Here is a 4,871-nt window from a genome sequence, read left to right as displayed (position 1 = left end):
AGGAGGGCGCGGGCCCCGGGCGAACTCGGCGAAGGGCCGGCTCCGCGCCCTCCTGGAAAGCGCCGGCCCGCAGGGCCTGTCCACCGCCCAGATCGCGCAGCGCCTGCCCGACGTCGCGCCGGCCACGCTGAACGCTTACCTCAGCACCATGGCCTCGGGCGGCGAGGCGATCCGCCGGGGCGACTTCATCAGCATCGCCAAGGCGACGTCCGCCGACGCGGATGCGGAGGCCGATGCGGAACTCGAGAACGAGGACGCGTCCGAGGACGAGGCGGCTTCGGAGACCGACGAAGCGACCGCCGAGAGCTGAGGGCGCGCATCCCAGCATGGTGCCGGTCGCCGGCCGACGCACCGGCGGGTGACGATCGCGGGCCGGTTGGTCCGCGCTTCGTCGCGCAGGCCGCCCTGTCCCAGCCGGCGAAGGTCGCCGTCGCGATCAGGCCCCGCCCTCCGACGGAGCGTCCGGGCTCTGCCGGTTCGCGGCGCCCGCCGCCGGCAGGGCGATCGCCACGCGCAGGCCGGGCGTGTTGTCCTCCAGCGTCAGGCGCCCCTGGTGCAGGCGCACGACGGCGGCGACGAGGCTCAGGCCCAGGCCGAAGCCCGGTGCCGATCGGGCGTCCTCCAGGCGCACGAAGCGGTCGAGGACGCGCCCGCGCTCGGCTTCCGGGATGCCCGGGCCGCGATCGGCCACCGTGACGACGATCTCCGCACCGATCCGCGACGCCGCCATCACGATCCCGCCCGGCGACCCGCCGCGGGCCTCGGCGCCGTACTTGATTGCGTTGTCCAGGAGGTTGGCGAGCGCCTGCCCCGCCAGCTCGCGGTTGCCGTCGACGATCAGGCCGTCCGGCGCCGACACGTCGAGGCGCTGGCCGCGCTCCTCGGCCAGTGCCTCGTAGAGCTCGCCGATCGCCCGCACGGACGGTCCGAGATCGAACGGCGCCATCATCTCGCGAGCGTTGCCCGCCTCGAGCCGCGCGATCATCAGGAGCGCGTTGAACACCCGGATCAGGCCGTCGCTGTCCTCGATCACCCCGTCCAGCGCCGCGCGCAGGGCGTCCGGCGAGCGCTCGCCGCGAAGCGCCTCGTCGGCGCGGTTGCGCAGGCGCGTCAGCGGCGTCTTCAAGTCGTGGGCGATGTTGTCGGAGACCTCGCGCAGGCCGCGCATCAGCTCGCCGATCCGCTCCAGCATCAGGTTCAGATTCTGGGCGAGGCGATCGAGCTCGTCGCCGTTGCCCGCGACCGGCAGGCGGCGGCCGAGATCGCCCGCCATGATGGTGCCGGCGGTCTCGGTCATCGCGTCGACCCGCTTGAGGACCCGGCCGGCGACCACCCAGCCGCCGATGACGCCGAGCAGCACCACGACCGCGAGCGAGGTGCCGAAGGTGCTGGCGATCACCCCGCGCAGGCGGTCGCGCTCCTCGACGTCGCGGCCGACGAGCAGCCGGAAGCCGCCGGGCAAAGTGAAGATGCGCACGATCGCGCGATGGGTCTCGCGCTCTTGCGTCTCGCGGCTGCGGCCGTAGACGGTTTCCGCCTGTCCCGGCGTCGCCAGCACGCTCGCGGGCAGGTCGCCGACGTTGCCGACCACGTGGTCGCCGTTGGCCGTGGTCACGAGGTAGAGCGAGGCGCCGGGCTCGGCCGCCCTTCGCTCGACCGCGGAGATCAGCCGGCGCAGGCCGCCGCCGTTGTACTGCTCGGCGAGCCCGTTGATCTCGGCGTCGATCGTCGAGACGATCTGGTCGTCGAGGACGCGACGGGCGCTCCAGGCGATGGTGCCGAGCGCCACCCCGGCGCAGGCCGCGAACACGACGAGGTACGCGATTGACAGCTTGAACGCCGTCGTCCGGAACAGCTTCTGGATGCGGACGAAGGCGCTGTCCGGGGTCGGGACGTGCGGCGTCACGGGACGAGGATGCCGGCGATCGCGCGGGCTCGATCCGTCCTCGCGGGCATCATGATGGCGGCCGCGCCTCGTCGGCGCGCAGGATGTAGCCGGCGCCGCGGATCGTGTGGATCATCGGCGTGCCGAAACCCTTGTCGAGCTTGGCCCTGAGGCGCGAGACGTGCACGTCGATGACGTTGGTCTGCGGGTCGAAGTGATAGTCCCAGACGTGCTCCAGGAGCATGGTCCGGGTCACGACCTGGCCGGCATGGCGCATCAGGTACTCCAGCAGCCGGAACTCGCGCGGCTGCAGGGCGACGTCCTGGCCCGCCCGCGTCACCCGGTGGGAGAGCCGGTCGAGCTCGAGGTCGCCGACGCGGTAGGCGGTCGCCTCGGCGCTCGCGACGGACGAGCCGCCGCGCCGGGCCAACACCTCGACGCGGGCGAGCAGCTCCGAGAAGGCGTAGGGCTTCGGCAGGTAGTCGTCGCCGCCGGCGCGCAGGCCCTTCACCCGGTCGTCCACCTGCCCCAGCGCCGACAGGATCAGCACCGGCGTCGTCACCCTCTGCTCGCGCAGGGAGCGGATCAGCGAAAGCCCGTCGAGCTTCGGCAGCATCCGGTCGACGATCAGCACGTCGTAGGCGCCGTCGCAGGCGAGGCCGTAGCCGTCGAGGCCGTCGGTCGCGTGGTCGGCGAGGTGCCCGGCCTCCCGGAACGCCTTGACGAGGTAGGAGACCGCCTCGCGATCGTCCTCGATGATCAGGAGCCGCATGGGTTCGGTCCATAGCGCGGACCGGGACGGGGCGGAATGGGCTTGGACGGTCACGGTCGGGCTGCCCTCGATCATTCGGTCGTCCGCATCCTGCACCCGCCCGGATGACCGGGAGATCGCGGGAAGATGACCGTTCGGACAGGTTCGCCCGCCACGCGTTGCAGCCATGCCGGGAATGGCGGGATCGGATCGCAACCATGCGGCTTGTCCTGCCGCGCACGCCGTCGCCACGCCGACGATCCACCGACGGACCCGGGCCGGGCGACGGCGCACGACCCATCGCATCCACGGACAGGCCGCATGAACGACATCTCACGCCGTACCCTGATCGCCGCCGGCACCGCGCTCGCCGCCGGCGGTGCCCGCGCCGCCGAAGGGCCGATGCCCGAGCGCGCCGGCAAGGGGGCGGACATCCTCGGGCCGCGCAACCCCGCCCGCGAGGCCGAGGATCCCTATACCGTCGCGCCGCCCGCCACCGACCACGGCACGATGCCGAACCTGAAATGGTCGTTCGCCAACAGCCACATGCGCCTGGAGGAGGGCGGCTGGGCCCGGCAGACCACGGTGCGCGAGCTGCCGATCTCGAAGGCGATGGCGGGCGTGAACATGCGCCTGAAGGCCAACGCGGTGCGTGAGATGCATTGGCACAAGGAGGCCGAGTGGTCCTACATGATCAAGGGCCGTGCCCGGATCACCGCCATCGATCCGGACGGGCGGACCTTCGCGGACGACGTCGGCGAGGGCGACCTGTGGTACTTCCCCTCCGGCATCCCGCACTCGATCCAGGCGCTGGAATCCGACGTCGACGGCTGCGAGTTCCTGCTGGTGTTCGACGATGGCGGCTTCTCGGAAGACTCGACCTTCCTGATCACCGACTGGCTGGCGCACACCCCGAAGGAGGTGCTTGCCAAGAACTTCGGCCTGCCGGAAAGCGCCTTCGCGAACATCCCCGAGCGCGAGCTCTACATCTTCCCCGGCCCGAAGCCCGGCCCGCTGGCGGGCGACCGGATGGGGGGCGCCGGGCCGATCCCGAAGTCGTTCAGCCACCGGATGCTGGCGCAGGAGCCGATCCGCACGAAGGGCGGAACGGTGCGGATCACCGATTCAACCAACTTCCCGGCCTCGGAGACGATCGCCGCGGCGCTGGTCGAGCTCGAACCCGGCGCGATGCGGGAATTGCACTGGCACCCGAACGGCGACGAGTGGCAGTACTACCTCTCGGGCAAGGGGCGGATGACGGTGTTCGGCTCGGAGTCGAAGGCGCGGACCTTCGACTACCAGGGCGGCGACGTCGGCTACGTGCCGTTCGCCATGGGCCACTACATCGAGAACACCGGCGACACGCCGCTGACCTTCCTTGAGATGTTCAAGAGCCCGCGCTACGCCGACCTGTCCCTGCGCCAGTGGATGGCGCTGACGCCGCACGCGCTCGTCCAGGCCCACACCAAGCTCGATCCGAAGCTGATCGACGGGCTGTCGGCGAAGAAGGGCCCCGTGGTGCCGCTCTGAAGCGGCACCCCTACACGTCGTTGCCGAGCCGGGCCGAACGGCCCGGCGTCGGGGCCGGAGCCGGGGGGCTCTGCTGGGCGACGCTCGGCGGTGCGTCCTGGCCGCGGCCGGGCACGACGACGAGGCGCTGGACCTCGCCGCGCAGGTAGGCCTGCAGGAAGGCCTGGTAGTCCTTGAACGACACGCAGCCGTTCGAGGCCCCTGTCGGCCCCAGCATGTAGGTGTGAGCGAGGAGCCCGACCCGGCCGTAGACGGCGGCGGTGCCGCCGACCGGCGTGAGCCGGATCGCGCGGACGCCGTGGAACAGGTCCTCGCGCTCGGTGAGGTCGTAGGTGCCGGGCGGCGTCGCCCCCCGCATCCGCACGTGGACGTTGCGCGGGTCGTCCATCATCTCGCCGAGGCCGGAATGCGCGTCGAGCTTGGTGCCGTTGGGCAGCGTCACGATCCGCGCGCTGATGTCGTAGATCGCGACCGCCGCCGGGTCGGGGTTGGCCGGGGGCACGATCCGCTGGCGCGGCAGCTTCGCGGGGGAGGGCGTCTCCAGTGCGGCATAGGCCAACGCCGGCGTCGCGTTGCGCTCGATGCCGAAGAACTTCTCCAGGAAATTGCGATCGTCGGGGGCGGGCGCCGGTGTTCTCGATGTAGTGGCCCATGGCGAACGGCACGTAGCCGACGTCGCCGCCCTGGTAGTCGAAGGTCCGCGCC

At 71.7% G+C, this 4,871-nt stretch carries 3 protein-coding genes and 3 pseudogenes; 2 read left to right on the top strand and 4 right to left on the bottom strand.

Features of this window, described 5'->3' with window-relative positions; all coding sequences use genetic code 11:
- Positions 1-310, top strand: a pseudogene (locus tag FV223_RS31955) (hypothetical protein); the annotation flags it as partial.
- Between the two features lie 126 nt (positions 311-436).
- On the opposite strand, the gene FV223_RS20095 reads toward FV223_RS31955, so the two are convergent.
- Both FV223_RS20095 and FV223_RS20090 read right to left on the bottom strand, forming a co-directional pair.
- Positions 437-1,906 carry a HAMP domain-containing sensor histidine kinase gene (locus FV223_RS20095; protein WP_147728663.1) on the bottom strand — a complete coding sequence of 490 codons (1,470 nt, stop codon included), beginning with the start codon at positions 1,904-1,906 and terminating at the stop codon, positions 437-439.
- A 49-nt stretch (positions 1,907-1,955) separates the two neighbouring features.
- Positions 1,956-2,657 (bottom strand): response regulator transcription factor, encoded by a 702-nt coding sequence (locus tag FV223_RS20090; RefSeq protein ID WP_147728662.1) that lies wholly within the window; start codon positions 2,655-2,657, stop codon positions 1,956-1,958.
- Positions 2,658-2,957: 300 nt separating this feature from the next.
- On the opposite strand from FV223_RS20090, the gene FV223_RS20085 reads away from it, so the two are divergent.
- On the top strand, positions 2,958-4,166 hold the full coding sequence (locus FV223_RS20085; RefSeq protein WP_147728661.1) for an oxalate decarboxylase family bicupin: 1,209 nt from the start codon (positions 2,958-2,960) through the stop codon (positions 4,164-4,166).
- Positions 4,167-4,176: 10 nt separating this feature from the next.
- Here the strand turns inward: FV223_RS20085 and FV223_RS20080 are convergent.
- Positions 4,177-4,782 (bottom strand): annotated as a pseudogene (locus FV223_RS20080) (DUF2778 domain-containing protein); the annotation flags it as partial.
- A 10-nt stretch (positions 4,783-4,792) separates the two neighbouring features.
- Positions 4,793-4,871, bottom strand: a pseudogene (locus FV223_RS31950) (oxalate decarboxylase family bicupin); the annotation flags it as partial.

Origin of the sequence: Methylobacterium sp. WL116 (assembly GCF_008039455.1) — a bacterium.
Classification (GTDB): domain Bacteria; phylum Pseudomonadota; class Alphaproteobacteria; order Rhizobiales; family Beijerinckiaceae; genus Methylobacterium.
The sequence above is the reverse complement of the archived record's forward strand: the minus strand, read 5'-3'. Positions and strand labels throughout refer to the sequence as shown.

Bases quoted from the DNA above. Each gene is read 5' to 3' on its own strand.
- FV223_RS20090 (WP_147728662.1), bottom strand. From the start codon at position 2,657: ATGCGGCTCCTGATCATCGAGGACGATCGCGAGGCGGTCTCCTACCTC.
- FV223_RS20085 (WP_147728661.1), top strand. From the start codon at position 2,958: ATGAACGACATCTCACGCCGTACCCTGATCGCCGCCGGCACCGCGCTC.